This is a genomic window from Xanthomonas prunicola, from assembly GCF_002846205.1.
Lineage (GTDB): Bacteria > Pseudomonadota > Gammaproteobacteria > Xanthomonadales > Xanthomonadaceae > Xanthomonas > Xanthomonas prunicola.
In genome coordinates, this window is sequence record NZ_PHKV01000006.1 from 61,159 (window position 1) to 86,534 (window position 25,376).

Genomic DNA, 25,376 nt, shown 5'->3' on the forward strand with positions numbered 1-25,376 from the left:
AACCGCGACATCCGCGCCGACGCGCATTGCAATGCCGATGCGCGGGAGCCGGTGGTCCAGTGGGTTGCCATCGCTTGGCAGTCCCGGCGTTGCGGTGTGCTTGGTCGTGCGCAACGACTGTGGCGTTCGTCGCGCCGCCCACTGCCCGCCTGCACCTTTGCGTCCTGTCGCGCTACGGCGCTTCTAGCAGTGGAATCACCTCCCGCTCCTGCGCGTCCGCCGCCACCAGCCGTTGCATCAGCAGCGACAAGGTCACCACGTCCTGGTGATTGTGCTCGGCCACGCGGCGCAGGTTGCGCGCGCTGCCGCCGCGCAGGTAACTCAACCAGGCGGCCGGGGCCTCGGAGCCGGGCAGGTCGTCTTCGCGCACCACGCGCAGCAGCTGCCGCTCGATGGTGGACAGCTTGCAGTTCTCCCAGGTGCCGCGATAGCGGCGGCGGGTGGGGAACAGCAGATCCACATGGTCCAGCGCGGAAATCGGGTCGCCGCGTCGGGCCAGGCGGTAGCGCGTCTTCAGCAGCGGCGCGTCGTAGCAGCGGCCGTTGTAGCTGGACAGGACGGTGCGCGGTGTCAGCCAGGTGCGGAACAGATCGAGCATCGCGCTTTCGGCCGCCATCGTCGACATCATCAATTGACGCACGCGCAGGCCGCTGCCTTGCACGGCATCGACACACCAATCGGCCACGCCGATCATGAAGGCGCGGGTACCGGTACCGCCGGCCAGGCCCGTGGTTTCGGTGTCGAAGAACAGCAGGTCCAGCGGGTCGACCGCATCCTCGCGCTTGGCGAAGGCCAGCGAGAGCGCCTGGGAGGGAATCGCTTGCGGAAGGAACGCTTCGATCAGATGCAGGCCGGGTGCGATCTCTTTGCCAGGGAGATGACGGTCGGTGGATGGCGCACGGACCGGCGTATGCGCCAACACCGCGCGCTCGCGCAGGCCGATCATCCTGCGCAGGCCGGCGATGTCGGTACCTCGCGGCGATGCCGGGTTGGACGTTGGCACAGCAGGTGTCGCGCGCACAGCCACCGCGCGCGCTGGCGCATCGGCCGCCGCACCTGCCGGCTTGTGGCGCACATCGTGGTCCACCCAGGCAAACGCCGAGCTATCGCGCGCAGGCGCTGCGGCAACCGGCGCCTGCAAGGCGCGGCGCGTCATGGCCGGTGTGGTGTGCGGGGTACGCAGCGCACTGACAGCATCTGCGCTGCCGGGCTGCGCGCTTCGCGCAACAGCCTCGCGCGGCAACGTGTGCGACGCAGACCCAGCGGGACCCGGTGCAGACTGGCGTTGCGCACGCGTCGGCATCATCGCATCGTCCTTGCGTGTCGTGGGCGTCAGCCCGCCCACCTGACGGCGTAGCAGGCGCAAACGTTCTGCGCTCACTCCAGGGTCGCTGCCAGGCACCGGTGCTGTCGGCGCACGTGCCGGTTGCGCCGTTGCAGGCATGTCACCTGTGGCACGCCGGTGCGCATCGCCTGCCGCATCAACTACACCGCCCGGACCAACTGCATCACCAGCGGTTTGCCTGACCACTGCCGCGTGCAGCTGGTGCGCATCGGCCTGTGCATTTACTGCAGCTAACCCATTCGCATCATCCACTGCACCGTCATGCGCACCCGTTGCCGGCGCACGCACATCCGCATGCCCGGCCTGCCGACGCAGTAACCGCAGCCGGTCCGCACTTACACTCATGCAAGCACGTCCAGCGCCAGGTCGTCGTCCACCTGCGTGGCATGCCGCAACGGCGCATCCGCATCGAACAATAGCGCCAGCACGGTCAACGCCAGCGACTTGGGCGACTCGCCCTTGCCTTCCTCATGCGCGGCCAGTACGGGGCCGACGCAGGCCGGGCAGCCAGCCATGCAGTCGCACCGCCGCACCAGCTCGTCCGCGCGCTGCAGCAGCTCGGCCTGCCGCAGCCACAGCGGCTCGCTCAAGCCCACGCCGCCGGGGAAGTTGTCGTACAGATACACCGTGGGCACGAAGGCCTGCTGCAGTTCCACCGCGTCGTGCTCGCCTTCTTCCACGCCGCGCAGTTGCCCACGCCCGGTCTGGTCGGCCACCGCAAACCAGGCGCCGTCGCCATTGCCTACCGCCTTCTGCAGGTCGCGCGCATCGGCCATCACCGCCACCGTGGCCACCACGTGCAGCGCGTAGGCGGCGCCTAAAAATCCATCCAGCGCATCCTGCTTGGACGCGAACGCCTTGCCCAGGGTGGCCTGCGGCAGCTGCCACCACACCGCGGTGGTGTGCAGCTCCTGGTCGGGCAGATTGACCGGGCCGTAGCCGATGTTTTCATGCGTGTAGTAGCGGATCTTCTTGTAGCCGGACACGCGCCGCACCACATGCACTTCGCCATGATGCGAGTCGCCACGGCCGGCCACGCCGCCATCGAAGCGGTCCAGCACCTTCAACTTGGTGTAGTCGATGCTGTCGGTGTAGTAGTCCACATGCGTGCGCGTCACGTAGGCCTTGCGGCCTTCCCAATCCAGCCGCTCCACCTGGTACGGCGTGCTCTGCACCATGTGGATGGCGCCCTCGTACAAGGTGAGCGCAGCGGCCGAGTAATCCACTTCGGCGATGATCTGCTGCTTGCCGTCGCTCTTGTCCACCACCACGAAGTTGCCATCGGCCACCGAGCGCAGGCTCACCGCATTGGCCGGGTAGCTGTCGGCGATCCATTCCCAGCGGTCGCCTTCCTGATGGATCACTTCGCCTTCGGCCAGCGCTTCCAGAAACACCAGCGGGTCGATCGGCCCGAACGGCTCGTCGGCGATGAACGGCAATTCGAACGCGGCGCAGCGGATGTGATCGAACAAAATCAGCGGTTGGTCCGGCGCGGTGCGCGCATGTTCGGGCGAGGCATCGGCGAAGAAGTCCGGGTGCCGCACCACGTATTGGTCCAAGGGTTGCGAGCTGGCCACCAGCACGCCCAGCGCCGGTTGCTGGCGACGCCCGGCGCGGCCGAAGCGTTGCCAAGTAGCGGCCACGCTACCTGGGTAGCCGTTGAGGATCACCACGTCCAGCGCGCCGATATCCACACCCAGTTCCAGCGCCGAGGTGGAAATGATGCCGTCGATCGTGCCCGCACGCATCGCACGCTCTACCTCACGCCGCTCGGTAGGAAGGTAGCCGCCGCGGTACGCGCGAATGCGTGGCGGCTTGCGCGGGTCGTGGTCGAAGATATCCTTCAGATACTTGGTCAGCACTTCCACCATCAGGCGCGTCTGCGCGAACACCAGCGTCTTCAAGCCGCTCTTGATCGCGATGCGCGCAATGCGGTTGCTTTGCGAACGCGCCGACGCACGCAGGCCCAGATCGGCATTGACCACCGGCGGGTTCCACAACAGCACGTGCTTGTCGCCGGTGGGTGCGCCGGATTCGGTGATCGCATGCACCTGTTCTTCGATCAAGGCCTGCGCGTGCGCGTGCGGATTGCCGATGGTGGCCGAGCACAGAATGAACTGCGGAGTGGCGCCATAGAACGCGCAGATGCGCTTGAGCCGGCGCAGCACATTGGTGACGTGGCTGCCGAACACACCGCGGTAGGTATGGATCTCGTCGATCACCACATAACGCAGGTTCTCGAAGAACTGCGCCCACTTGGTGTGATGCGGCAGGATCGCCTGGTGCAGCATGTCCGGGTTGCTCACCACGATATCGCCATGCAGGCGGATCGCCTGCCGCGCATCGCCGGGCGTGTCGCCGTCGAAGGTGAAGGCTTTCACGCCCAGCTCGCCGGCGCGGTTCAACTCCAGCAACTCGGCCACCTGATCCTGCGCCAGCGCCTTGGTCGGAAACAGGTACAGCGCCTTGGCGCCGCTGGTCATCGCCGCACTTACCACCGGCAGCGTGTAGCACAGCGATTTGCCCGACGCGGTGGGCGTCACGATCGCCACATGCTCGCCGCGCTGGGTGGCCGCCCAGGCATCGGCCTGATGGCTGTAGAGCTGGCTGATGCCGCGCGCCTGCAGCGCATCGGCCAGTGCGCTGGGCACATCCTCGGGAATCGGTGCGTAGCGGCCCTCGCGCCCGGGAATGGTGAAGCTGCCGGTGATGCGGTCGTGGTAGCGCCGTTCCAGGCGCTCGGTGAGCAGCGCGCCATCGCGGCTGGGCCGACCGTCGGTGGTGGCTAGCGCGCGTTCGGCGGTTTCGGTGCGGGGAGCGAGGACAAACGGAGGCATACGGCAAGGCTCCCAAAGAGGGAGATCAAACGAAAAGGATGTCTCAGGGTATGAGACCGGCGCCGCCGCGCCCAGCCTGCCTCACTGAGCGGATTCAGCAAGCCAGGTATCCTGTGGCCCCCACAGCGTCACGGCTGCCCTGCACGCTGTGGGATCCCCCACATCGAAGAACCGCCGTGCCCGTGTCCGCCAACGTCACTGCTCCGCATTACAAGTCTGTCTCCGCTCGCCGCGCCGATATTGCGGTGCATGCCGCCGGTCTGTTCCTGGCCATCGTTGGCGGCGCCTGGATGGTGTGGCGCGCGCACGCCAGCCAGACCATGCTGCTGGCCACCTGCATCTATGCGCTGGGGCTGCTGGTGATGTTCGCCTGTTCGGCGGCTTACAACTTCGCTCCGCCGCAGCGCCAACCGATGCTGCGCAAGTTCGACCACGCCGGCATTTTCGTCATGATCGCCGGCTCGTACACGCCGTTTTTCCTGGTTGCGCTCGATGGCACCTGGCGGTGGGTGATGATCCTCAGCGTCTGGTGCGTGGCCTTGTTCGGCGTGTTCGCCAAGTTGTGCCTACCTGGCATCGCCAAGGGCTTCTGGGTGGCGATCTACTTACTGCTGGGCTGGGCGGGCATCGTGGTGATCAACCAGATGGTCGCCGGGCTGGACAGCGCGGTGCTCTGGCTCATCGCCGCCGGCGGCGCGTTCTACACCGTGGGCGTGGCGTTCTATGTACGCAAATCGCTCATCTACAACCGCGCCATCTGGCACGCCCATGTCCTGGGCGGCGCGCTATCGCATTGGTGTGCCATCTGGCTGTGCCTGCGGCCGTTGGGCGAGGGGTGAGGGCGCAGCTTGGCGTCCTCGGGCCGGCCGCTTTCCTCGCCCTGAGTGATACTTTAATGTCACTCCATGCGCACCGAACGTGTCACCACGCTCAAGCGTCAGGCGACCGAACTTCTTGCAGCTGCAGAGCGCGACAAGGAGCCAATCCTGATCACACAGCACGGTTTACCCAGTGTCTATCTGGTGGATGTTGCCAGCGATGAGCGCATGCAGCAGCGCATGGCGCTCCTCGAAGGAATCGCCCGTGGAGAAATGGCAGTAGCGGAAGGCCGTACGCTGAGCCATGAACAGGCACAGCACCGCATGGCGCGATGGCTGAAATAATCTGGTCGGTGCCGGTATTGGCTGATGTGGACGCGATTGCCGACTACATCGCAATTGACAACGCGCCCGCCGCAGCGGCACCGGTGAAACGGGTGTTCGCGCACGTTGAGCAATTGATTGAACATCCGGACAGCGGAAGCCGGCCACAGGAACTCAAGCGCTCGCGCTATCGCCAGATTGTCGAACCACCTTGCCGCGTGTTCTACCGCGTGGATGGGCAGCGCATCGTGGTGGTGCACGGAATGCGGTGGGAGCGCGCGCTTCGCAAGAACCGTCTTTGACGCTAAGAGCGGCAACAAAACCATTGCACAGCCGCCAGGCGGGCGCGGCCGGTGCTCGGTGCGGCATGCACCACGCCGACACTCCGATTGTGAGTGCGCCGTCCCCATCCAGTTGACGACTGTTCGCCACGTCGTGTTATCCGCTCTCTAGCCGGCAGGCACTCCAAGTACCTGCCGCGTTCCATCATTGCACCACGCGCGGTGCCAACAGGTCGTCCAATCCCACGCGCTGCAGCATCTCTGAGCGCAGGCGGTCGAGCACGGCAAAGCCCACGTCGGCGCCATCGCCGGTCGGGTCGATATGCACCCGGAACGGCCGCTTGCCGAATGGTGTGTCCACCACCTGCACGATCGCCTGCGCCACCTCGGCCACGTCGGCGTCTTCGGGCACCAGGCGCGCAAACGCCTGCTGCACCTGGTCGCCAAACCCCGCATACGGGCCGGCCTCGTATGCAGCGGCGCGCGGGGCATCGTCCGGCGTGCCGGCATGCGCAAAGTGGTTGGTGCCCTTGGTGAAGGCGCCGGGCACGATGATCGAAGTTTCGACACCCCAGCGCGCCAACTCGCGTGCGTACTGCACCGCCAGTGCATCCATCGCCGCCTTGGCTGCGAAGTAGGGCGCCAGATAGGGCGGTGTGCCACCTGCCGAGCTGCTGCTGGACACCCACACCAGCAGGCCCTGCTGCTGCGCGCGCAACTGCGGCAACGCCGCGCGGTTGACCCGCTGCGTGCCCAGCACGTTGATGTCGTAGACCTGCGCCAGCTGCTCGGCGGTGAACGCTTCGGCCGGGCCGAACACCATGTGCCCGGCGTTGTGCACCACCACGTCCAGCCCACCGGCCTTCGCCACGATGGATGCCACCGCCGCGTCGGCCGAGGCCTGCGATTGCACGTCCAGCTCGACGGCGTGCAAGGCCAGTTGCCGCTTGCTTGCCAAGGCAGCCATCTCCTGCGCCACACCGGCATTGCGGCCGGCGGCATCGCGCATGGAGGCGTAGACGGTGTGGCCGGCGGCCGCCAGCGCTTCGGCGGTCAATCGGCCGAAGCCGCTGGACGCGCCAGTGACCAAGATGCGTTTGCTCATGTCATTGCTCCTCCAGGGGGAAAACCAGCAGCGTGCGCAACGCTGCGCGCCACAGCGGGTCAGACCATGCCGCCGTTGGCGCGCAGCACTTGGCCATTGATCCAGCCGCCATCGGGGCCGACCAGGAACGCCACCGCCGCCGCGATGTCTTCCGGGCAGCCAAGACGTTCCAGCGGGTTGGCCTTGGACAAGCGTTCGATCAGCTCCGGCGACTTGCCGTCCAGGAACAGCGCCGTGCCGGTCGGGCCAGGGGCTACCGCGTTGACAGTGATGGCACGTCCGCGCAGTTCTTTGGACAGGATCGCCGTCAGCGTTTCCACCGCCGCCTTGGTGGCCGCATACACACCATAGGTTTCCAGCTTCAAGCCGACCACGCTTGTGGACAGGTTGACGATGCGACCCCCATCGCGCAGCCGTCGTGCGGCCTGGCGCAGCGTGTTGAAGGTGCCTTTCAGATTGATGGCGATGTGCTTGTCGAACAAGGCATCGTCGCTGTCGGCCAACGTGGCCAGCTGCATGATGCCGGCGTTGTTGACCAGCACATCCACGCCGCCGAAAGCGGTCTCTGCTGCTGCATACAATCGCTCGACGGCGGCTGGGTCGCTGACATCGGCTTGCACGCTGATCGCGCGGCCACCGGCCGCCTCGATGGTGCGTACCAACTGATCGGCCTCATCCGCATGGCCGGCGTAATTGAGTACGACGGCAAAGCCATCGCCGGCCAATCGCTGCGCGATGGCAGCGCCAATACCGCGCGAAGCTCCGGTCACCAATGCAACTTTGTGCTGCTGAGTCATGCAGGTTCTTCCGTTATGCCGCGGGCTGCGGCGTTGCGGAAACTATCCAATGCAATGACACGGCGATAATCACACTAAACTGCACAGCACTGTTTCCAACGCCCGAACAGTGGGCAAGGAGTGCCATGGATCGGTTCGCTGCCATGCAGTTGTTCGTACGGATCGTGGAGCGGCGCAGCTTCACTGCCGCTGCCAACGATATGGAAATTCCGCGCTCAACCGCCACCAAGGTCATCGCCGAGATGGAAGCGCGTCTGGGTGTGCGCCTGTTACAGCGCACCACGCGCGTGGTACGGCCCACGCTCGATGGCGAGCTCTTCCATCAACGCTGCATGCGCATCCTCGATGACGTGGACGATGCCGAAGGCAGCTTCCGCGGTGTGGTGCCCAAGGGGCTGCTGCGGGTGGAAGTGCAGGGCACGCTGGCGCGGCACTTTTTGCTGCCGGGGTTGCCGGCGTTCTTTGCGCAGTACCCACAGATTCAACTGGTGATGAGCGAGAGCGACCGCTGGGTGGATCTGGTGGAAGAAGGCATCGACTGCGTGCTGCGCTATGGCCCGCTGCGCGACAGCGAACTGGTCGCGCGCCGTGTGGCCATGCTCGAACGCCTCACCTGCGCCACGCCGGAGTATTTGCAGCGCTTCGGCATGCCAGTGCAGCTGGATGCCCTGCACGAACACCGCATGGTGGGTTTACGGTCGATCACCACCGGCGTGGTCACACCACTGGAATTTCAGACCGCGCAAGGACTGCGCACATTCACACCGCCCAGCCTGCTCAGCGTCACCGGCACCGAGAGCTATCTGGCCGGGATCCGGCTCGGCCTGGGCATCGCGCAGGTGCCGCGCTTCCACGTGGCGCAGGACCTGCAGCAAGGCACGCTGGTGGAAATCCTGCGCGACACCCCACCGCCGTCCAACCCGGTGTCGTTGCTGTATTCCCGTGCCCGCCAACTGTCGCCACGGCTGCGCGTGTTTCTGGACTGGGCCGCTGGCGAATTTGCCAAGCACGCAGGCGTTGCCCAGCCAACGGGGTAATCCCGCCTTCGTACGTTGCGTTGCGCAACCATGGCGACGGCGAACTACCACATGAACTTCATTTCGCAGCCGACGTAATGGCTGTCGTGACCGCCGGCCGCGCGCACGCTTTCGCCGGGCTGGTACTGCACCACTTCCAACGCGGTCTGCAGATGCGTGGTGAGCTTCCAGTCGCCACGCAGCTGTAGGTAACGGCCGGTCCAGCGCGTGCCGGTGCCCGCCGTTCCGGCCAGCGGAATGTCCGGTTGCATGTACACCGCATCGGCGGTGCGCTGGCGCCACAACAACCCTACGGCCGCGGTGACGCTGAGCATTGCGGTCGGTTGCACGGTGAGCACCGGTTTGACCAGCAGCAGGTTGGCGTAGCCGGTGTAGCCGGCCAGGTTGATGTACGCCCCGTTCGGAAACAGCGGGTTGAAGGTCTCCACGCGACCGTCGCCGGGGTGACGGTCGCCGGATGCGGTATCCACCTGCAGGCCCAGGCGGGGCGTCAATGCGCTGGTCTGCCAGGTATAGCCGGTCTTGATGCCCATGGCCCAGGCACGCGCACGGCTGCTGCCGACGCGTCCACGCTGCCCCATGGCCTCCACGTCCCAATCCATCTGCCGCTGCGCACCGGCAAAGCGCGCATCCAGGATGTGGCGACGTTCATCGCCGGATGCATCCAGAAAACCGGCAGCATCCTGCCGGTAACGCGCGTAATACAGCGATAGCTCGTTGGTGCCCAATACATGGCGCTCGATGCGCACGGTGTCGAAACGAAGATGGCGGTTGGACACATCGTCGAAGTTGCGCGCGTTGGCGTACTGCACCGGCTGACTGACGAAGGCGATCACGCGCCACGGGCCGGTTTCGTAGTCGACCCACGCCGCATCGAACGCCTGACGCACGTTGGGCCCATCGCGCAGCGAGACAAAGCGCTGCAGGTCGAACGCAAATTCCTGCCGGCCCACGCGCCACTTCAATACCCCGTTGCTTACTGGCGCGGTGTAGGCGACGAACGCCATGCGCAGATCGACGCGATTGGCATCGGCCGGCCCCTGCTGGCGTTTGTCGAACGCACGCGCGTCTTCCAGTTGGGTGAACAGTTGCCAGTGCTCGCCAACGCGCAGATCAACATGCGCCTGCAGGCGCTGCAGCAGATACCTGTCGCGCTCACGGCCAATCCCCAGCGCAGGCGCATGATTGCTTTCAAAGCGCTCGCGCAGGTTGATGCCGAACGATGCGTACGCTGCGTCGCCGAGCGCCACAAACTTGAAGCGATCCAACGGCTGTGTGCGCAGCGCAGGATCGACCAGGGGCGACCAGTCTTCCTGCCAGCGATTGGATGCCATCTTCGGGCGCACTGCTGCAGCCTCGCCAGCCGGCGCCGGCGGTTGCGCGCATGCTGCGGTGTGCGCGGACAACAGCGCGATCAGCGGCAACGCCAGGCGTGCTGTCATATCGATCAGAGCGGGGTATCGGCATGCAGCTCGGCGATATAGCCGCCGGGGAACGCCACCATCGCCGAGCGGCGGTGCGCACCGGCCACCACAGGCACCAGCACGTTCGCCCCCGAGGCAGTCGCCTGCGCAAGCGTCGTTTCCAGATCCTGCACCGCGTAGCCGGTGAGCTCGCGGCCGTAGGGGTAAGGCAGGTGGCCATCGGTCACCAGCACGTGCACATCGCCGAAGCCGGAGCGGATGAGGATGCTGCGATAGGTATCGCCCGGCCGGCCGATCAGCGCAGCGTCGGCCTTGCGATCATCGTCCACCACCGTGCCGTGCGAGAACGCCAGCCAGGCAGTGGTAAAGGCATCGGCACGGTCGCGCGACACGTACACGCGATTTTCCGGAATGGTGGCCAGCGGCGCGTAATGCGGTGGGGTGTCGTGCCAATACAGCTGCATTTTCACGCCGCCCGGCCAGGCAATCACTGCATCGCGGCCGATCGGATCCTTGAACGGTTCCACCAGCACCTCTGCTCCGGCAGCGCGCGCTGCCTTGATGGCCTGGTCCATGTCGGTCACCAGATAGCCGGTGCGTTCCAACCCAAACGGGTAGGGGATCGGTGTCCGGAAGCCGAACAACGACACCGTGCCGGCTTTGGTCTGCACCAGCTGCGAGCTGGTGCTGCTCGGCGTCGGCGTCACGGTGGCAATCACCCGACGGGTGCTTTGCCCTTCGAAGGTGGCCGCAAAGCTGCGCGCGAACGCGCCGACATCGCCGGGTGCGACGTACACATGGGTGGTGTCGTATTGCGGCCCGACCGACACAGGCGGCGGCGCCTGCACGCATGCCGGCAGCAACAGGGCAGCAGGCAGGATCAGCGAGAGCATCAGGCGCATGGAACGTTCCTTGGAGAGTGGAGTGCGTAGTGGCGCAGCCGCGCGCATGCGGCGATGTCGCGACAACGTGCTGGTGCTGCTGTGGCAGTCGGTCACACCGATGCGCTTCAGCGTTGGGAATGGAGGCCTGGGCCGCGCTGGCGCGTCAGCGTGCGCGTCGCACCGCTGATCGCATTCGCAACATCGGCACGCACGCAGAGCGATCAGCCGTCGTGCCGCGCATCCTGCGTTGGCGCAGTGCCGTTTTTTGCCCGCGGCGGTGGGCGCTGTGCCTTGGGCAGATGGCCAAACATATGCGGCCTGACCTGCTGCTGGATCCACGACGTTTCCGCCTGGCTGCGTGTCAGCAGCTGACGTGCCAGCGGCGGCAGCTGTTCGCCGACCAGGATGCCGAGAAGGCCGACCAACGCAATGATCGGCGGCGCCGGTGAGCGCACGTTGAGCAAGCTGTAGATCATGCCGACCAGCAGGCCGGCGGCGAGCGAGAGCAAATAGGGCTTCATGGCGGGCTCCTGGCGTCCCTGCACGACACGCCAGCGGCGGCGCGATGCAGGCGTGCGCCACGCAGCAGAAGCGGCGCAGACAGCCGGGCACGGCCGCATGGCCGGGAAGGGACACAACCGGCCGGTGCGATGCGTTGCATGGAGTAGTCGGACCATGTCATCGACGTGATCTCTCAAAAGACGGGGAGCACCGGGCCATGGCGTGGTGCGATGGCTGCGGTGTCTTCCATGCTGGACGCGTTGTCGCCAATCCAGAACACCGGGACGGGTCACCCGCCGATGACCCGAACGGGGGAGCCGGGCAGGCGTGCTGGCGATGCGTCAGCTGCAGCCGCCATCGCACCACAGCGCCATGACCTGGCGCAGCACGGGTGCAACCTGCCATCGCCGGCCACAGCCGCGCTGCCCTGCCGAGGCATGGGCATGTTCCCTTGCAACGCCCCGCCGACTTGCTCGCAGGCGCTACAACGTCCCCGCAACGCAGGCAGCGCCCGGGCTCATAGCTTGCGCTTGAACACTGCCTCGAACGCGGCATCCGGTTCGATACGGTCAGAAATCACGATCACCGAATGCAGTGTGCCCTTGGCCTGCACGCTGTATTCGAACCCGGCCTGCTTACCGTTGCGGCTGAAAACCTCGATCTCGCTGTATTCGCCGAGGTCGCCTTCATAGCTTTCGCGCGTGAAGCCATTGTTCTTCGCAAATGTGCCGGCCGCCGAGCGTGTGCCTTCCCACACGGCATCTTCGTAGGTCACCGGCTGCAGCAGGCTCACCAACTGCGTCGCGCACGGGGTAGTGCTGGTCACGCCATAGCCATCCACCTCGCCCATCAACGGGATCTTGCTGACGTTGCGCTTGGGTGTGGCGGTCACGGTGCAGCCTAGCTGTTGCAGATCGGCCAACGTGAAGTGCTCGGCCTCCGGGCGCGGTGCGCTGGGGGTGTTGCGGTTGCAGCCGGGCAACATGCTCAGCAGTACGAGCGGCAAAAGGGTACGTAAAACATCCATCGACACTGACGACGTCCTTGCAAACGGTGAAATGGTTCGCCAGCAGCGCATGCACGACGTGCGCTGGCAAAAAGCGGCCGTGGAGTATCCACTGCTTTGCTGCGTGCGACCAGACGCGCCATGGCCGATGGATGTGCAAGGGCGATGCAAATTGCGCGTGCTCAACGCCCATCCCGCAATCACGCATCTGGTTATCGGCACGATGTGCCGCATCGACCTGGCCCCACCCGAGCAGGCGCTGCCCTGCTGCGCTCTACACGTTTCGATCCTGGCACGGCGCGCGCGGGCGGCCGTGTGGAGTGCACACGCAGCGTGTCGCGGTGCGGCCGTCGTGTCATCTCCGTCCTCACCACAGCGGCACGCCCACGCCTTGCATCGGCAAGCCCGGTTCCTCAGGTGCGCGCCGTTGCACCCACATATCGCCCATCATCCGGTCCAGCCCGCGGTCCAACCCGGTCACCAAGCCGGCGCCCGGAGTAAACGTGAGTTCGCCGAAATACACCTTGCCGTGCTGGATATACCAATCCACCCGCACGTAATCGAAGTCGCTGGCCATGACCTTGCTCAGTTCCAGCGCTTGCTCCAACAGTTCCGGCGCACACGGTGGTGCGCGCCCGTCGTCGCGGATGCGGTGGAACGGCGTGTGCAGGTTGTCGACAAAGAACGTCATCGACAGCTGCGGCGTGTCGAAGCGGCCGTAAATCACTTGCAACACGTATTTGAACGTGCCATCGGTCTGGCGGAACATGTGGAACTTGTAGTCCACCGGCACCTGCTGCGCATCGCCGATGTACTGCTCCACCAGAATGCGCGGCGGAATATCGCGGTAATGGATCTCACGCACCATGTCGGAGAAGTCGGTGCGCAGCCAGTCCTTGCAACGCGCCACGATGCGCTGCCGTTGTGCCGCATCCGGCTCATCGCGCACCACCTCCACCATGCTCGCACCGTGGTTGGCCTTGATCACCGTCTGTGCCCAGTGCGGCAGGCCCAGCAGATCGTCGGGGTTGGTGCTGTCCAGCAGCAGCGGGATCAGATGCGCAGTGCCGATCCGCGCCGCCACATACGGCCGCACCGCCACCTTGTCCGCCAGGCGCTGATACAGCGGGTAATCGCCGTACACGCATTTGCGGTACAGCACTTTTTCGTTGAAGCAGGTGGGGTGGTACAGATTGGGCAGCCGCCCGAACGTGTTCAGGAAATACAGCCGGTCCTGATGCCGCCAGGGCAGGGTGCGCACCAGGTAACGCGCACCCTTGCGCAACACGCGTTTGAGGGTAGGCCGGCGTGGTTGAGGGGCGGGCGCCTGCGGCAGGCGCACCGGCCGGATGTCGCCAAACGGTGCAGCCAGGCGGGGGAACAATGCGGCCCACCCCCGGCCCACCGCCGAACTCTGTGCTCCGATCAGTTGCGTCTGCAACCCCATCCCTTGATCGACCATGACAGTTCCCCCTTCCGGCAATAATGTGATTTAGATCACAAAAATATGTGACTCAACGCACGGTATACCTGTTGAAGGAGACGAAGATGGAAAAACGTCTCAATCGGCCTGATTGCGCAAGGGATGGGCGGGTTGCGCCTAAAAACACGCCGTCAGCCGGGCAACCGGCCGCGACCGTTGTGCGTCGCAAAAGCGATTCGGACGGGCGGCGCCGTGCCCGGTGTTGGCGGGGCGGCAGTGGTCGCCACCGCCAAGGTTGAGGTCGCCTACAACGGCCGGGCCGGTGCGCGCGGTCAGCCGCGAACTGTGCGGCGTACGCTAGACCCTCAGCTACGGGCCACGGGGAGTCTTTCGACCATGACGATCACCATCACCGCCTTCGAGCGCTCGCCCGATGGCGGCAGGGGCCTGGCCCGCGACACCCGCGTGCGCTGGGCATTGGAAGAAGCGGGCCAGCCCTACCAGGTGCGCCTGCTGCCGTTCGCCGCGCTCAAGGAACCGGCGCACCTAGCCATCCACCCGTTCGGCCAGATCCCCACCTTCGAGCAGGAGGGGTTGGCCTTGTTCGAAACCGGCGCCATCGTGCTGCACATCGCCCAGCGCCATCCCGGCTTGCTGCCGCACGACGACAACGCCCGTGCGCGTGCCATCGCCTGGATGTTCGCCGCCCTCAACACCGTCGAGCCGCCGATGCTGGAACTGGGCAACGCCCTGCTGCTGGAAGCGGACAAACCCTGGATGGCAGAGCGCTTGCCGCTGCTGCAAAAACGCATCAACCGCCGCCTGCAGCATCTGAGCGCCCATCTTGGCGACAGCCCCTGGCTGGGGCGACTTCAGCGCCGGCGACCTGCTGATGATCTCCGTGCTGATCCGCATCAAGCTCACCGGCCTGCTGGATGCCTTCCCCAACCTGCAGGCCTACGTCGCCCGTGGCGAAAGCCGGCCGGCCTATCAACGCGCGTTTGCCGCGCAATGGGCGATCAACGGCGACGGTGGTCCACCGGCCTGATCGCCTGCCGCGTGGCGGCATCGGTCTTGACCACCTCGTCGCCGCACGCCAAGGTGCGCACGCCTCGCAACGCGCAACGGCGGCGATGACGGGCCTCTGCCCTGGTCACCGCACCCACAGGGAGAGTGAAATGAAACCGACCGCCATCCTGTTCGCGGCCATCGTTGCAACGGCCTTGGCCGGCTGCGCACGCGCACAGCACCACCCCCACGCCGATGCCGATGCCGCAGCAACAGCCAGTGCGCCCGGCCGCAACGCACCCGCGGCCCACCGCACCGCCGCATCAGGCAAGCCCACGCCAGCCTCGGTTGCCCGTTCCGTTGCAACCGGCGCGGACACAGCGCACTACCGATGCCAGCGTGGCGCATACGCCTGCCCGATCAGCAGCCCGTTGGTGGCCAATTCGCAAGCAGAAGCGCAGTGGCTGCTCGCCCATGGCTACCCCTCGCACGCCGAACGCGCGCGACTGGACCGCATGGACCTGGCCCAGCTAAAGGCCGAATCGCAAGCGGGCAACAGCGTGGCAACGGTGCTCCATGGCACCAGAACGGCAGTGAGCGGTCGCTTCCATCCGGGCCTGGCGATCCTGAGCAAGGCCGCAGCCGCCGGAAACCTGTACGCCTACTACGGCCTCTCGGAGGTCTACGCCAGCGACACCGCGCACAAGAATCTGGTGGATAGCGCGGCGTACCTGCGGCTGGCTTACCTGCTGGGCGACGGCAAGGCCGCCGCGGCCATCGCCGCGAAGGGGCTGAGCAGCATCGAAAACGTCGTCGCCGACGAGCGCGCCGCAGCGCTGTACCAGACCTTCGCCAAGAACCGGCAGCCGTCGCCAAGGCCATTCGAATAACCCGCTGCGGTGGCAGATACATCGGCGATTGTCCGCGTGGCTGCAGGATCGCAGCACGCCGCTCTGCAGCGTTCGCTACACGCTCTCAGCAAACACCCGTTCACCCACCGCGCGCGCGGTGGCCAGATGCGATTGCGGGAATGCAGGGTCCGGCACTGTCAGCAACTCCGTGGTGCGCACCGGCGCGCCGCAGAAGTCGAAGATGCCGTGGTTGATCTGCGTCTTCATCGCACCGAAATAGCCATGCCGCGCATAGGTGCGCTCGTCCGCACCGCCGATCGCCACCACGTGCACACCAAGACGCCCCAGCTTCTTGGTGATCTTGCCGTTGGCGTCTTCATCGAACGCCCAGCCCAGCGTAAACACCCGGTCGATCCAGCCCTTGAGCAGCGCCGGGAACGACCACCAATAGATCGGGAACACCAGCACCAGCGCATCGGCCCGGTCCAGCCGCGCGTGTTCGGCCGCCACATCGGGCGGCGCCCCGGCCTGACCCGAAAACAGCGCCACATCGGCCAGCGTAAAGCGCGGGTCGAAGCCTTCCTGCGCAAGGTCCGCCACCTCGACTGTATGCGCCCCGCCAGAGGCCAACAGCGCCTGCCCGATCTGCGCCGCCACTGCGTGCGTATGCGAGCGCTGCTCGGGATGGGCGACAACGATAAGGGCATGCATACGCTGGCTGGCTCCAAAGAATGTAGAAATTGAGACTGCAATCAGTGCAGAAGAGGATCGCTCGCGCTGGCAACAACGCACGTGACAGCGCGCCCACCGCACTGCCGTAGCGCGCGTCACGCTGCAGCGGAGCAGTGCGCTTCCTCGCAGTGCCCTTCCTCAGCGCCAAGGTGATGCTGGCGCTCATCGTGCACCAGCGCATCGTCGCCCAGATCCGGCAGCGCGTTGATGGACTCCGACGGAGCGGGGCGCCCCTGGTTGCGCGCCTCGTGACGCAGCATCATGTTCTCGATGCCTTTGCAGTACCACCATGCCCGAATGCGGGTGCGTGCGGTATTGCTCGCAGCTAAAGGGCGTGGTGTGCGCGCCATCGAGTTATATGGTTGCCGCGTTGGCGGAATGTCCTTTGGCAGAGCGCATGCTTTGTGCATCCGCCGGCTGCACACACGCGGCGATGCACAGCGGTAACTTTGCCAGCACGATGCATCGCGCAATGGCGGTGATCCTGTCCATGGTGCTCCTCCTATATGCATTGATCCTAGCCCACGTGCAGCATCCGCGTGGTCGATCAGGCCGCTTGGCGATCGCTGCACGCAAAGCAAGCATCCGCGGCCAGAGCCGGCCGAGGGCGTGCATCTTCCTGACCGGTATCCATGCGCACGTCCGCATCAGCAACATGCGATGCTGCCTGTGCAACGAGTCCTGCGGCTAGCCTGCGAACGGCGCTGCGCTGTTGAGGCACACGTGCCGCATGCCGGGCCACCTCCTTGGTGGCGAGCGTAAATCCGAAAACTCCACGACCACCCACCCCGCATCGGGGTACTTCATAGGGGAGAGCGCAATGCGTGAGTTGAAACTGACGATGTCCGTATCGCTGGACGGGTTTGTCGCCGGCCCGGCGGGAGAGGTCGATTGGATCTTCAGCGGCGACCAGGCTGCCATCGCCTGGAAGGTAGAGAATGCCTGGAACGCCAGCCTGCACATCATGGGCAGCCGCGTGTTTCAGGGCATGGCCCGCTTCTGGCCCACGGCCACCTCACCGTTCGCACCACCCATGAACCAGATTCCCAAGGCGGTGTTCTCCGCGCAGGGCCCAGCCGTGTTGCAGGCCGCCGTCACCGCACTGGCCGCCGCACGCGCGCAGCTTGCACAGACAGCAGGCACGCAGCTGCACGCCGGCGCCGACAGCTGGGTTCAGGCCACCGTTGCCAGCGGTGCGTTGGCCGACGACATCGCCCACCTCAAAGCCCAGGACGGCAAGCCCATCATCGCTCACGGCGGCGCGGCCTTTGCGCGCAGTCTCATCGCCCACAACCTGGTCGACGAATACGTACTCGGCATCTACCCCATCGTGCTGGGCAAGGGCCTGCCCATCTTCAGCGACCTGCCCGCACCACGGCCGCTTACCCTGGTTGACAGCAAGACGTTCCCGAGTGGATGTATGGCGCAGACGTATCGGGTGGTGTGAGAGGGGCAACGGAACCCATTTGCTCTAACCCCATGCACTCCATCGCGGCCGACGCCACCACTCACCGCGTCGCCTCTCCCGCACGCCTTTCACGCGCGCCTTTCACGCGCGCGCCGCTGCGCTGCTTCCAGCGCCGCCACGAATCCGGCATCGGTGCATGGGCTTGCCGTGTAGGTGCCGATGTCTTCTGCAATGGGGAAGCCTTCGCCCAGGCTGCTGGCGTTGGTGCCGCTCGCATGGTGCGTGATGCGCTGCGTAGCACTTGGCGTGAGGCGGCGAAACTGCCGCCGCGGGTGATGAAGTCGTCGCCTTCTGTCTCGCAGCCGTCGCGCCAGGCGCTGCCATCGGTGGGTGCACCCTGGTAGTCCGGGTGCTGGCAGTCGGCCGCCCATTCGGCAACGTTGCCCATCATGTCGTGCAGCCCCGAATGCGTTAGCGGGGTACATGCCGACCATAGTGGTGTAGTCGGCGCCGTTGTCGCAGTCGGTGACCAGCATGTCCAGTGCATCGTCGCGCTGTGCAGCGGTTTTGAAGCGGCGGTCTTGCATGTTTGCGAAGGTGCGCAGCGCATCGGGCGTATCGCCCGACGCGTATGTGATGGTGGTGCCGGTCCGTGCGGCGTATTTCCATTCGGCTTCGCTCGGTAGGCGGAAGCGGCGGCTGGTGCGTTGCGCGAGCCACTGCACATGGGCAAGTGGCATCGTTTCAGGTCGCGCACAGCGCAGGGTGATCGTCCGTGGCTGCGTGCGTCGGCGCGTCCCACGCGATAGTGGTGAGCGTGATGCTCTCCTGGTGGTCGAATGTCCAGCAGCGGTCCTGCATCTTGTCGCCAGCTGCAACAACGAACTGGCGGAGCTGCGCCCCCGTGGTCTCATCGCGCGCCATGCGGAGGGCCTGCACGTGCACGCGGTGCGGCGGGCCTTCTGCAGGGGGTGGCTGCCATCGCCGATGCGTGGCTCGGTGCTGCCCATCAGGAACTCGCCTGCGGGCATCGTGCCCATCGGTGGGGTACGTGCACTTGTTCAAGGCGATGCAGGGCTGTTGCAGCGAGCCACGTCATCGCCTCGCTCAGTCGTGCGATACCGCTTGGCGATACCTGAAGCGCAGTGGCGCCACAGGGGCATAAGGCGCGGGCGGCTGACGCTGGGCGCTCTGTATGCCAACGAGGCCAACGGAAAACCACAGGTGGAGTACCGCCAGCAGCATAGGGTCAGGCAACAGCAGCTATCGTGGAGACGCAAGCCACGTACCTAATCTGACGTAGCCAGAAGAAAAACGGAAAACCACAGGTGGAGTACCGCCAGCAGCATAGGGTCAGGCAACAGCAGCTATCGCGGAGACGCAAGCCACGTACCTAATCTGACGTAGCCAGAAGAAAATGGACCGTGCATCGGGCGTGCATGCAACTTCGGTACGCATGCCAATGCGACAACCTCTGCACGCTTTACGACTGATCCATCTCCCACAAATGCCAACGCCCCGAACACGTCGGGGCGTTGGCAATCACGGCTGTTTGCGCTCCATCACCGCGTGTGATGTACGCGATGCAGGAAAATACAGCGTTTACAGCCAGGCAGGTATCCGCCTGACGGTGGCGCAATCGACTTACTTGGTCGATTTGACAGCGTCGCGCACGTTGTCGGCGACTTCACCGGCCTTGCGCTGCACCTTGCCGACATTCTTTTCGGCTACGCCTTCCAATTCCGTGCTCTTGTCGCCAGTGACGCGGCCGACGGCTTCCTTGACCGATCCCTTGACCTGCTTGGCAGCACCTTCGATCCGGTTCTTATCCATGGGATGTCTCTCGTAGTTTGGGGAACCCGGCCAGTTTGTGCGTGCCGGTGTGAGCATGATGTGCGCTTGTGTCCGGAGGCCCCAGTTGCGAATGCACTAAATGCGTTAGTGCATTCGCGCCAGCTGCATGCAATTATTTCTTGCGCGTGGACGATTTTGCGCTGCGACCGGCAACGCCGCGTTCGCGCGCCCACACGATGGCTTCGCCACGGCTGTGGACGTCGATCTTGGAATACAGCGCGGCCACGTGATTGCGCACCGTATTGGGCGATACGCCCAGTTCCTGAGCGATTTCCTTGTCGGCCAGGCCTTCGGCAATGAGCCCGAGCACGTCGCGTTCGCGGCCGGTGAGCTCGGCGATGCCGCAACCACCGATTTGATCGGGACGGTTGGCGCGGCGCACATTGGCAAGCTTTTCCAGTAGCGTCTGGCTAAACCAGGAGGCATCCTGCATCACTGCTTCGATGGCAGTGACTAGCTCCATCTCGGTGCGCTTGCGGTCGGTGATATCCATCAGCGATAGCAAATAACATTGCACGCCGTGGATGCTCACGGTCTCGGCGGAAATCAGGCAATCCAGCTGTTCGCCATCCTTGCGCGCAATGGCGTATTCCACATTGAGCATGCTGCCGCTTTCCTGCAACGCGCGATAGAACTGCTGGTATGCGTGGCGGCTGGGAAACAGGCCGATTTCATCGATGGGCTTGCCGACGATGTCTTCGGTGGCGTACTGGGTGATCTGCGACACCGCGTCGTTTATTTCCACGATCTGCAAGGTTTCGGCATTGCACATCAGCGTGGGCACCGGGGTGATACGAAACGCCTTGGCGAAGCGTTCTTCGCTCTGGCGCAGCGCCACTTCGGCGCGGCGGCGCGGTTCCAGGTCCATGAAGGTGAACAGCATGCAGGCTTCTTCGCCGATTTCGATCGGCTGGCCTGCCACCACCACCAGTTTGGTAGTGCCGTCGGGCAGGCTGAGTTCGGCCTGCATCTGCGGAATGGTGGCCCCTTCATTGAGGCGCTCCAGCGCCAGTTCACGGCGGTCGGCCATTTCCAGGACATCGACCTCGAACACGCTCTTGCCCACCACTGCTTCGCGCGTATAGCCGGTCATTTCCAGAAAGCCCTGGTTCGCCTTGATATAGCGCTTGTCGTCGAGCCGGCAGATGCAGGCCGGCGCGGGGTTGGCGTTGAAGGTGCGTTCGAAGCGCTGCTCGGCGCTGGCCCAATCGCTGGCATCGGCCACGATCAGCACCAGGCAATCGGGTTCGCCTTGGGCATCGGTCAGCACCAGGCTGCGCACGCGGTGCACCCATTGCTCATCGGTGTCGGCGCGAAACACTTCGACAACAACGTCATTGAAGACTTCGCCTGCAATGACGCGGTCGATGGGGTAGGTGCCGGCGTTCAAGCGATGGTTGTTGCGATAGCGCAGCTGGAAGCGAGCGCGGTAGTCGCTGACGGTGGCGCCCAGCTCGGAGAGTTCGCTGGCGCCATGCATGGCCAGCGCAGCCTCGTTGGCCCAGGTAATGGTCTGATCCGGCTCGATCAGAATCACGCCTTCGCTCAAGCCGGTGATGATCTGCTGCAACTGGCGGCGATTGGTGGAACTGGGCGGGCTGCTGGGAGGTGTGGCTTCACTGCCTGACGACATGGGTGACCCTCGGGCAAACAACGGCGGTAGAGACCAACAGTGGGCGCTCACGGTAGCGGCTGCCTGACGCGAATGCACTAGCTGCACTGGTGCATCCGGCTCAGGCGTCACGCCGGCGCCGCTTCCACACTGGCCGCACTTTCACTGCAATGAGGCCATTCCATGGCACAGCTTGTCCGTCCTTCCTACGCCCCCAAGATGTCGTGGGGCGCCGTACTCGCCGGCTGCACCATTGCGCTGGTGACCTATCTGACGCTGAGCGTGTTGGGCACCGCGATCGGCGCGGCCACCATCGATCCGTTGCGCGAAGCCAACCCGGTCAGCGGCCTGGGCGCCGGCGCTGGCATCTGGCTGGCATTGAGCACCTTGGTTTCGATTGCGGCGGGCGCGTTCGTCGCCGGCCGTCTGGCCACGGTGCGTGGCGGCATGCACGGCTTGCTCAGCTGGGCGGTGACGTCGTTGATCGCCACCTGGCTGGTTGCCGCCTTGGCCAGCAGCGCCGTGGGCGCAGTGTCGGGCGTGGTCGGCAAGGGCTTGTCGTTGACGGGCCAGGGCATTGCCGCCGCCGCACCGGCGCTAGGCAATGGCGTGCAGGAAGAACTGAAGCAGCAAGGCATCGCGCTGGATTGGGGTGACCTGCGTGGTCAGTTGGACACCGTGCTGCGCCAGACCGGCAAGGCCGAGCTCAATCCCGAGCGTCTGAAGAACCAGGCCGAATCCGTAAGCAACGACGGCAAGGCCACCGCCACCGGCGTGGCGCAGACCCCGCAGGCTGCGTCTGATGCGTTGGCCGCTTGGTTCGACCGCGTACGTGCCCAGGCCAAGCCGGCCATCGATGCCGCCGACCGCGATGCGTTGGTCAACCTGATCGTCGCGCGCACCGGCAAGTCGCGCGCGCAGGCCGAGCAGATTGCCGACAACTACGCGCAGAGCTACCAGAAGGCCGTGGCGCAGTACGAATCGCTCAAGCGCACGGCCGAGCAGAAGGCCCGCCAGGCCGGTGATGTGGCCGCCCGCGGCGTGTCGCGCGCGGCCTGGACCACTCTGGTGCTGCTGATCCTGGGTGCCGGCATCGCGTTTGGTGCGGGCCGTTTCGGCCGCCGCAGCGACCCGATCGTCGAGGTGTAAGCGCTTGCGTGGAAGGCACACGGTGGGGAACCGTGGCCTGCAGCTGGGCACCGTGCGCAAGCCGGCGCTGTCGACAGGGCGCAGGACCTGCGCAAGGTGCAGGGGCAACCCTTCCGGCGACGGATGCCGCGACTCGCTCGGCACCGGGCCATCCAGGGATGGCCCGGTGTTTTTCTATGTGTGGCGGTGGGGCTGGCGTGGGCACCGGCAGGCCTGGTCGGCTGCAGCCACACCGCCACCGGACTGCAGGCAATGACACTGCACGGGCACGGCACATCGCGTGCAGGAGCGCATGCCACAATGCGCCACTTCCAACCAGGCACGGCCGCCATCACGTGAGCACAGCGCACCCCGCCATCGAGCCAAACGGTCTGGAGTTCCTGTCAGGCGGCGGCGTCATGGGCGCGGCGATCCGCGCGCACGATTGGGCGGCCACGCCGCTGGGCGACCCGCAGACCTGGCCGCAATCGCTGCGCTCGGCGTTATCGATGGTGCTCAACGCCAAGTTGCTGGGTGCGGTGCTGTGGGGGCCGGACCTGCGCATGCTCTACAACGATGTGTACCTGCGCTCGTTGGGCGACCGCCATCCGCGCGCATTGGGGCAACCGGTGGCCGAGGTCTGGGGCGAAACCTATGCGCCCATCGCCGAGGACTTTGCGCAGGTGATGCGCACCGGCGTCGGCTACGGCCAGGGCGTCGTGTCGTTGCCGATGGTGCGCAACGGCGTGCGCGAGACCACCTACTGGAATGCCACCGCCTCGCCCATCCGTGGAGAGGACGGCAGCATCGTGGGGCTGTTGAACATCGCCATCGAAACGACTGCACAGGTGGCGGCCGAACGCGATCGCGAGATCCAAAACGCGATGCTGAGCAACGAGAACACGCATCTGGTGCATGAAGTGGTGAGCCGTACCAGCGAACGCGATCGCGCGCTGGAAGCGGAGACCGTCGCGCGCCGCAATGCCGAGCGCGTGCAGCTGGCGCTGGCCGCCGGCGCGATCATCGGCACCTGGATCTGGGACCTGCCAAACGATGCGTTTTCGGTGGACGAGGCCTTTGCCGAGACCTTCGGCTTCGACCCGTCCATCAGCCGCACCGGCCTGCCGTTGGAGCAGGTCATCGCCACGGTGCACCCGGACGATCGCGATGGCCTGCGCGCAGCGATCGGCACGGCGATTGCGCGTGGCGGTGCGTATGCGCACCAGTACCGGGTCAGACGCCGCGACGGCAATTACTACTGGCTGGAAGCCAACGGTCGTGTGGAACATGCGCCCGACGGCACGCCGCTGCGGTTTCCCGGCGTGCTGCTGGATATCGACGCACGCCACGCCCTGTCCGAAGAACGCGACCGTGCGTTGGCCGCGCTGCGCGACCTGAGCCAGACGCTGGAGCAGCGCGTCACCGCGCGGACGCGCGAGTTGATGGCGGCCGAAGAGGCGCTGCGCCAATCGCAGAAGATGGAAGCGGTGGGTCAGCTCACCGGCGGGCTGGCGCACGACTTCAATAATCTGCTGGCCGGTATTTCCGGCGCGCTGGAAGTGATGACGTTGCGCCTGGAGCAGCAGCGCTTTGCGGAGCTGCCGCGCTATCTGGGGATTGCGCAGAGCGCCACCACGCGCGCAGCGGCGTTGACGCACCGCTTGCTGGCGTTTGCGCGGCGGCAGACCTTGTTGCCCAAGCCGACCAACGTCAGCCAGTTGATCGCCGGTATCCTGGAGCTGGTGCAGCGTACGGTGGGCCCGGGCATCCAGGTGGACTACACCCCCAATGCCGCGCTGTGGCCCGCACTGGTGGATGCCTCGCAGCTGGAAAACGCCTTGCTCAACCTGTGCATCAACGCGCGCGATGCCATGCCCGATGGCGGGCGGCTACACATCGAGACCGGCAACCACTGGATCGACCACGACCTGGAACGGCAACTGGGCATGCGCCAGGGCCCGTACCTGTGGCTATGCGTCGGCGATACCGGCACCGGCATGCCACCGGACGTGGTGGCGCGCGCGTTCGACCCGTTCTTCACCACCAAGCCGCTGGGCGAAGGCACCGGGCTGGGGCTGTCGATGATCTATGGCTTTGCCAAGCAATCCGGCGGGCAGGTGCGGATCCAGTCGGAAGTGGGCAAGGGCACTAGTGTGTGCCTGTATCTGCCGCGCCATCTGGGCGATGCAACGCAGCCCGATGCCCATGCCGATCCGCTGCAACTCACGCCCACCGATGCCGGCGAGACGGTGTTGATCGTCGACGACGAACCGGCCATCCGTCTGCTGTTGGGCGAGGTATTGCAGGAATTGGGCTATACCGTCATCGAAGCCGGCGACAGTGTGGCCGGCCTGGGCCTGCTGCAATCGGATGCGCGCATCGATCTGCTGATCAGCGACGTGGGCCTGCCCGGCGGCATGAACGGCCGTCAGATGGCTGACGCCGGCCGCACCCACCGCCCCGGGCTCAAGGTGCTTTTCATCACCGGCTTTGCCGAGAACGCCTTGCTGGACCACCGCCATCTGGAAGCGGGTATGGCGGTGCTGACCAAGCCGTTCAGCGTGAGCGTGCTGACCGCGCGGGTGAAGGAGTTGATCTCCGCCGGCATGAGTGCGCCGGCAGGAATCGCCCGCGCGCAGACACCCGTTTAGCCTTGCACGGTATGGTGACTAACCACTTTCCCGTCTTTGTATGTGAGGTCGTATGCCTGGGTGTCTCCTGCGTATGGAGACATGCCAAGGTGGTACACATCGGTGGGTGTGCTCCCAGCGTCTTCGGAATCATCGGGCGGACCCAATAGCGTGAGCACATCTTCCTTGCGCATGCCGACATAGATGACAGCCTTTGCGGATGCCATCATCTGGATGCGAATATTTTTTCGAGATCGACGCCTCGTTGTGATTTTCAAGAGCTCGTATCCAATTGCCGATTGGCCTGCATGGCACAGGCTGTCAATGCAGTGAGAACAAAAGGAAAGCAGAGCGTGTGCCGCTCACGCATC

The 25,376-nt window shown here is 65.4% G+C and carries 24 protein-coding genes, 1 other RNA gene and 2 pseudogenes; 10 read left to right on the plus strand and 17 right to left on the minus strand.

Annotated elements, in window-relative coordinates:
- Positions 1-172 precede the first annotated feature (172 nt).
- Complete coding sequence (locus tag XpruCFBP8353_RS17135) at positions 173-1,690, minus strand: ribonuclease H-like domain-containing protein (protein WP_101364281.1); 1,518 nt, start codon at positions 1,688-1,690, stop codon at positions 173-175.
- On the minus strand, positions 1,687-4,182 hold the full coding sequence (locus tag XpruCFBP8353_RS17140; protein ID WP_162301097.1) for a DEAD/DEAH box helicase: 2,496 nt from the start codon (positions 4,180-4,182) through the stop codon (positions 1,687-1,689). The genes XpruCFBP8353_RS17135 and XpruCFBP8353_RS17140 overlap by 4 nt, the downstream gene beginning before the upstream one ends.
- 176 nt (positions 4,183-4,358) lie before the next feature.
- On the opposite strand from XpruCFBP8353_RS17140, the gene trhA reads away from it, so the two are divergent.
- The 4 genes from trhA (at position 4,359) to XpruCFBP8353_RS17160 (ending at position 5,768) form a co-directional block, all read left to right on the plus strand.
- Positions 4,359-5,021, plus strand: coding sequence for a PAQR family membrane homeostasis protein TrhA (gene trhA, locus XpruCFBP8353_RS17145; protein WP_101364282.1), 663 nt, complete (start codon positions 4,359-4,361; stop codon positions 5,019-5,021).
- 66 nt (positions 5,022-5,087) lie between these two features.
- Positions 5,088-5,345: a type II toxin-antitoxin system Phd/YefM family antitoxin gene (locus XpruCFBP8353_RS17150; RefSeq protein WP_101364283.1), complete on the plus strand. Its 258-nt coding sequence runs from the start codon at positions 5,088-5,090 to the stop codon at positions 5,343-5,345.
- Positions 5,333-5,626, plus strand: a complete 294-nt coding sequence (locus tag XpruCFBP8353_RS17155) for a type II toxin-antitoxin system RelE/ParE family toxin (RefSeq protein ID WP_101364284.1) — start codon at positions 5,333-5,335, stop codon at positions 5,624-5,626. The genes XpruCFBP8353_RS17150 and XpruCFBP8353_RS17155 overlap by 13 nt, the downstream gene beginning before the upstream one ends.
- Before the next feature lie 65 nt (positions 5,627-5,691).
- A non-coding RNA gene (locus XpruCFBP8353_RS17160) (sX9 sRNA) lies at positions 5,692-5,768 on the plus strand.
- 42 nt (positions 5,769-5,810) lie between these two features.
- Here XpruCFBP8353_RS17160 and XpruCFBP8353_RS17165 read toward each other — a convergent pair.
- On the minus strand, positions 5,811-6,710 hold the full coding sequence (locus XpruCFBP8353_RS17165; protein ID WP_101364285.1) for an SDR family NAD(P)-dependent oxidoreductase: 900 nt from the start codon (positions 6,708-6,710) through the stop codon (positions 5,811-5,813).
- A gap of 59 nt (positions 6,711-6,769) precedes the next feature.
- Positions 6,770-7,507 (minus strand): SDR family oxidoreductase, encoded by a 738-nt coding sequence (locus tag XpruCFBP8353_RS17170; protein WP_101364286.1) that lies wholly within the window; start codon positions 7,505-7,507, stop codon positions 6,770-6,772.
- A gap of 125 nt (positions 7,508-7,632) precedes the next feature.
- On the opposite strand from XpruCFBP8353_RS17170, the gene XpruCFBP8353_RS17175 reads away from it, so the two are divergent.
- Entirely contained in the window at positions 7,633-8,544 is a 912-nt protein-coding gene (locus XpruCFBP8353_RS17175; RefSeq protein WP_101364287.1) for a LysR family transcriptional regulator, read from the plus strand.
- A gap of 44 nt (positions 8,545-8,588) precedes the next feature.
- Here the strand turns inward: XpruCFBP8353_RS17175 and XpruCFBP8353_RS17180 are convergent, their stop codons facing one another.
- The 5 genes from XpruCFBP8353_RS17180 to XpruCFBP8353_RS17200 form a co-directional block, all read right to left on the minus strand.
- Positions 8,589-9,986, minus strand: a complete 1,398-nt coding sequence (locus tag XpruCFBP8353_RS17180) for an alginate export family protein (protein WP_101364288.1) — start codon at positions 9,984-9,986, stop codon at positions 8,589-8,591.
- Between the two features lie 5 nt (positions 9,987-9,991).
- Positions 9,992-10,870: a glyoxalase gene (locus tag XpruCFBP8353_RS17185; protein WP_101364289.1), complete on the minus strand. Its 879-nt coding sequence runs from the start codon at positions 10,868-10,870 to the stop codon at positions 9,992-9,994.
- A gap of 203 nt (positions 10,871-11,073) precedes the next feature.
- Positions 11,074-11,373, minus strand: coding sequence for a XapX domain-containing protein (locus XpruCFBP8353_RS17190; protein ID WP_101364353.1), 300 nt, complete (start codon positions 11,371-11,373; stop codon positions 11,074-11,076).
- 497 nt (positions 11,374-11,870) lie between these two features.
- Positions 11,871-12,380, minus strand: coding sequence for a hypothetical protein (locus tag XpruCFBP8353_RS17195; RefSeq protein WP_244298176.1), 510 nt, complete (start codon positions 12,378-12,380; stop codon positions 11,871-11,873).
- A 346-nt stretch (positions 12,381-12,726) separates the two neighbouring features.
- Complete coding sequence (locus XpruCFBP8353_RS17200) at positions 12,727-13,806, minus strand: ATP-grasp fold amidoligase family protein (RefSeq protein ID WP_101364355.1); 1,080 nt, start codon at positions 13,804-13,806, stop codon at positions 12,727-12,729.
- A 372-nt stretch (positions 13,807-14,178) separates the two neighbouring features.
- On the opposite strand from XpruCFBP8353_RS17200, the pseudogene XpruCFBP8353_RS17205 reads away from it, so the two are divergent.
- Positions 14,179-14,830, plus strand: a pseudogene (locus tag XpruCFBP8353_RS17205) (glutathione S-transferase family protein).
- Positions 14,831-14,960: 130 nt separating this feature from the next.
- Positions 14,961-15,680 carry a hypothetical protein gene (locus XpruCFBP8353_RS17210; protein ID WP_243391151.1) on the plus strand — a complete coding sequence of 240 codons (720 nt, stop codon included), beginning with the start codon at positions 14,961-14,963 and terminating at the stop codon, positions 15,678-15,680.
- Positions 15,681-15,755: 75 nt separating this feature from the next.
- Here XpruCFBP8353_RS17210 and XpruCFBP8353_RS17215 read toward each other — a convergent pair whose 3' ends face one another.
- The 3 genes from XpruCFBP8353_RS17215 to XpruCFBP8353_RS24665 all read right to left on the minus strand — a co-directional run bounded on the left by XpruCFBP8353_RS17215 (position 15,756) and on the right by XpruCFBP8353_RS24665 (position 16,865).
- Entirely contained in the window at positions 15,756-16,352 is a 597-nt protein-coding gene (locus tag XpruCFBP8353_RS17215) for an NAD(P)H-dependent oxidoreductase (protein WP_101364290.1), read from the minus strand.
- 116 nt (positions 16,353-16,468) lie between these two features.
- Entirely contained in the window at positions 16,469-16,636 is a 168-nt protein-coding gene (locus XpruCFBP8353_RS24660; RefSeq protein ID WP_407071316.1) for a hypothetical protein, read from the minus strand.
- A gap of 91 nt (positions 16,637-16,727) precedes the next feature.
- Positions 16,728-16,865, minus strand: coding sequence for a hypothetical protein (locus tag XpruCFBP8353_RS24665; protein ID WP_407071317.1), 138 nt, complete (start codon positions 16,863-16,865; stop codon positions 16,728-16,730).
- 328 nt (positions 16,866-17,193) lie between these two features.
- Here XpruCFBP8353_RS24665 and XpruCFBP8353_RS17225 point away from each other — a divergent pair, with 328 nt between their 5' ends.
- Positions 17,194-17,820, plus strand: a complete 627-nt coding sequence (locus XpruCFBP8353_RS17225) for a dihydrofolate reductase family protein (RefSeq protein WP_101364291.1) — start codon at positions 17,194-17,196, stop codon at positions 17,818-17,820.
- A gap of 61 nt (positions 17,821-17,881) precedes the next feature.
- Here XpruCFBP8353_RS17225 and XpruCFBP8353_RS23855 read toward each other — a convergent pair whose 3' ends face one another.
- The 5 genes and pseudogenes from XpruCFBP8353_RS23855 to XpruCFBP8353_RS17245 all read right to left on the minus strand — a co-directional run bounded on the left by XpruCFBP8353_RS23855 (position 17,882) and on the right by XpruCFBP8353_RS17245 (position 21,268).
- Positions 17,882-18,391, minus strand: coding sequence for a formylglycine-generating enzyme family protein (locus XpruCFBP8353_RS23855; RefSeq protein ID WP_341475818.1), 510 nt, complete (start codon positions 18,389-18,391; stop codon positions 17,882-17,884).
- A pseudogene (locus tag XpruCFBP8353_RS24375) lies at positions 18,300-18,551 on the minus strand (SUMF1/EgtB/PvdO family nonheme iron enzyme); the annotation flags it as partial. The gene XpruCFBP8353_RS23855 and the pseudogene XpruCFBP8353_RS24375, both read right to left, overlap by 92 nt.
- Positions 18,526-18,705: a hypothetical protein gene (locus tag XpruCFBP8353_RS23860; RefSeq protein ID WP_162301098.1), complete on the minus strand. Its 180-nt coding sequence runs from the start codon at positions 18,703-18,705 to the stop codon at positions 18,526-18,528. The pseudogene XpruCFBP8353_RS24375 and the gene XpruCFBP8353_RS23860, both read right to left, overlap by 26 nt.
- Positions 18,706-19,425: 720 nt before the next feature.
- Complete coding sequence (locus tag XpruCFBP8353_RS17240; protein WP_101364293.1) at positions 19,426-19,614, minus strand: CsbD family protein; 189 nt, start codon at positions 19,612-19,614, stop codon at positions 19,426-19,428.
- 133 nt (positions 19,615-19,747) lie between these two features.
- Positions 19,748-21,268, minus strand: a complete 1,521-nt coding sequence (locus tag XpruCFBP8353_RS17245) for a helix-turn-helix transcriptional regulator (RefSeq protein ID WP_101364294.1) — start codon at positions 21,266-21,268, stop codon at positions 19,748-19,750.
- 162 nt (positions 21,269-21,430) lie between these two features.
- On the opposite strand from XpruCFBP8353_RS17245, the gene XpruCFBP8353_RS17250 reads away from it, so the two are divergent.
- Together XpruCFBP8353_RS17250 and XpruCFBP8353_RS17255 are read left to right on the plus strand one after the other, a co-directional pair.
- Positions 21,431-22,396 (plus strand): hypothetical protein, encoded by a 966-nt coding sequence (locus tag XpruCFBP8353_RS17250; RefSeq protein ID WP_101364295.1) that lies wholly within the window; start codon positions 21,431-21,433, stop codon positions 22,394-22,396.
- 335 nt (positions 22,397-22,731) lie between these two features.
- Positions 22,732-25,026: a PAS domain-containing protein gene (locus XpruCFBP8353_RS17255; protein ID WP_101364296.1), complete on the plus strand. Its 2,295-nt coding sequence runs from the start codon at positions 22,732-22,734 to the stop codon at positions 25,024-25,026.
- Positions 25,027-25,376 lie beyond the last annotated feature (350 nt).

Excerpts from the sequence above, each read along its gene's own strand:
- XpruCFBP8353_RS17245 (WP_101364294.1), bottom strand. The coding sequence starts at position 21,268 with ATGTCGTCAGGCAGTGAAGCCACACCTCCCAGCAGCCCGCCCAGTTCC.
- XpruCFBP8353_RS17180 (WP_101364288.1), bottom strand. The coding sequence starts at position 9,986 with ATGACAGCACGCCTGGCGTTGCCGCTGATCGCGCTGTTGTCCGCGCAC.
- XpruCFBP8353_RS17200 (WP_101364355.1), bottom strand. The coding sequence starts at position 13,806 with ATGGGGTTGCAGACGCAACTGATCGGAGCACAGAGTTCGGCGGTGGGC.
- XpruCFBP8353_RS17240 (WP_101364293.1), bottom strand. The coding sequence starts at position 19,614 with ATGGATAAGAACCGGATCGAAGGTGCTGCCAAGCAGGTCAAGGGATCG.
- XpruCFBP8353_RS17190 (WP_101364353.1), bottom strand. The coding sequence starts at position 11,373 with ATGAAGCCCTATTTGCTCTCGCTCGCCGCCGGCCTGCTGGTCGGCATG.
- XpruCFBP8353_RS17170 (WP_101364286.1), bottom strand. The coding sequence starts at position 7,507 with ATGACTCAGCAGCACAAAGTTGCATTGGTGACCGGAGCTTCGCGCGGT.
- XpruCFBP8353_RS17185 (WP_101364289.1), bottom strand. The coding sequence starts at position 10,870 with ATGCGCCTGATGCTCTCGCTGATCCTGCCTGCTGCCCTGTTGCTGCCG.
- XpruCFBP8353_RS17195 (WP_244298176.1), bottom strand. The coding sequence starts at position 12,380 with ATGGATGTTTTACGTACCCTTTTGCCGCTCGTACTGCTGAGCATGTTG.
- XpruCFBP8353_RS24660 (WP_407071316.1), bottom strand. The coding sequence starts at position 16,636 with ATGATGCTGCGTCACGAGGCGCGCAACCAGGGGCGCCCCGCTCCGTCG.
- XpruCFBP8353_RS17215 (WP_101364290.1), bottom strand. The coding sequence starts at position 16,352 with ATGCATGCCCTTATCGTTGTCGCCCATCCCGAGCAGCGCTCGCATACG.
- XpruCFBP8353_RS17225 (WP_101364291.1), top strand. The coding sequence starts at position 17,194 with ATGCGTGAGTTGAAACTGACGATGTCCGTATCGCTGGACGGGTTTGTC.
- XpruCFBP8353_RS17135 (WP_101364281.1), bottom strand. The coding sequence starts at position 1,690 with ATGAGTGTAAGTGCGGACCGGCTGCGGTTACTGCGTCGGCAGGCCGGG.
- XpruCFBP8353_RS17150 (WP_101364283.1), top strand. The coding sequence starts at position 5,088 with ATGCGCACCGAACGTGTCACCACGCTCAAGCGTCAGGCGACCGAACTT.
- XpruCFBP8353_RS17210 (WP_243391151.1), top strand. The coding sequence starts at position 14,961 with ATGAAACCGACCGCCATCCTGTTCGCGGCCATCGTTGCAACGGCCTTG.
- XpruCFBP8353_RS23855 (WP_341475818.1), bottom strand. The coding sequence starts at position 18,391 with ATGCGCTGCGCACCTTCGCAAACATGCAAGACCGCCGCTTCAAAACCG.
- XpruCFBP8353_RS17155 (WP_101364284.1), top strand. The coding sequence starts at position 5,333 with ATGGCTGAAATAATCTGGTCGGTGCCGGTATTGGCTGATGTGGACGCG.
- XpruCFBP8353_RS17140 (WP_162301097.1), bottom strand. The coding sequence starts at position 4,182 with ATGCCTCCGTTTGTCCTCGCTCCCCGCACCGAAACCGCCGAACGCGCG.
- XpruCFBP8353_RS23860 (WP_162301098.1), bottom strand. The coding sequence starts at position 18,705 with ATGGCGCGCGATGAGACCACGGGGGCGCAGCTCCGCCAGTTCGTTGTT.
- XpruCFBP8353_RS24665 (WP_407071317.1), bottom strand. The coding sequence starts at position 16,865 with ATGGACAGGATCACCGCCATTGCGCGATGCATCGTGCTGGCAAAGTTA.
- XpruCFBP8353_RS17165 (WP_101364285.1), bottom strand. The coding sequence starts at position 6,710 with ATGAGCAAACGCATCTTGGTCACTGGCGCGTCCAGCGGCTTCGGCCGA.
- XpruCFBP8353_RS17250 (WP_101364295.1), top strand. The coding sequence starts at position 21,431 with ATGGCACAGCTTGTCCGTCCTTCCTACGCCCCCAAGATGTCGTGGGGC.
- XpruCFBP8353_RS17175 (WP_101364287.1), top strand. The coding sequence starts at position 7,633 with ATGGATCGGTTCGCTGCCATGCAGTTGTTCGTACGGATCGTGGAGCGG.